Source organism: Alcanivorax sp. HI0083 (genome assembly GCF_001635175.1).
Genome location: NZ_LWFX01000189.1, coordinates 1 through 914, shown reverse-complemented (window position 1 = coordinate 914; position 914 = coordinate 1). Strand labels below are relative to the sequence as shown.

At 60.1% G+C, this 914-nt stretch carries 2 protein-coding genes; both read right to left on the bottom strand.

Going from position 1 to position 914, the window contains the following annotated elements; all coding sequences use genetic code 11:
* A partial coding sequence (gene ttcA, locus A3754_RS02025; protein WP_063518714.1) for a tRNA 2-thiocytidine(32) synthetase TtcA occupies positions 1-542 on the bottom strand: 542 nt, incomplete at its 3' end.
* Positions 542-914: SDR family NAD(P)-dependent oxidoreductase (locus tag A3754_RS02020; RefSeq protein WP_156496693.1), on the bottom strand; the 373-nt coding region annotated here is incomplete at its 5' end. The genes A3754_RS02020 and ttcA, both read right to left, overlap by 1 nt.

The following is a 914-nucleotide window of genomic DNA, read 5'->3' as shown; positions in this document are numbered from 1 at the left end:
TTGCGGTTGTCATCGCTGCGCAGCTTGGGGGGCATGGCCTTCATCTTGCCGCCGTAGAACATGTTCAGGAACAGGGTTTCGACGATGTCATCCCGGTGGTGGCCAAGGGCAATCTTGTTGGCACCGATTTCCTCGGCAAACCCGTACAGGCTGCCCCGGCGCAGGCGTGAACACAGGCCGCAGGTGGTCTTGCCCTCCGGCACCTTCTCCTTGACGATGGAATAGGTGTCCTTTTCCAGAATGTGGTACGCCACGCCTTCCTTTTCCAGGTACTCGGGCAGGATGTGCTCCGGGAACCCGGGTTGTTTCTGGTCCAGATTCACCGCTACCAGCTCGAAATTCACCGGCGCGGAGTGCTGAAGATTGCGCAGAATCTCCAGCATGGTGTAGGAATCCTTGCCGCCGGACAGACACACCATCACCTTGTCACCCTCACTGATCATGTTGAAATCAGCAATGGCGCGGCCCGTTTCCCGCCGCAGTTTCTTCTGCAGCTTGTTAAGACGGGTACGTTTCTTGGTATCGGTGTTGTCCTGTGACATCAGGTGACCTTCATTTTGCGGATCAGTCTACGGTACAGCGAGGGAGCCCAGCGTTTCAGGTAGATGCCCGCCCCTTCGCGGCCGGCGATGATAACCTGATCACGGCCCCGCTGCACGGCCTCTACCAGCCGTTTGGCGCATTCTTCCGGGGCCATGGCGGTCTGCTGGGCAGCATCCATGGTGCCCTGGCGAGAGCCATCCGCGGTGAGCGCATTGATCGACACCTGGGTGCGAATAAAGCCGGGCATCACCAGCGTCACGCGGATGCCCTGATCATACTCTTCCGCCCGCAGGGACTCGAAGAAGCCATGCAAGGCGTGCTTGCTGGCGCTGTAGGCGCTACGCAGCGGCGTTGGCAGCTCCCCCACCAGG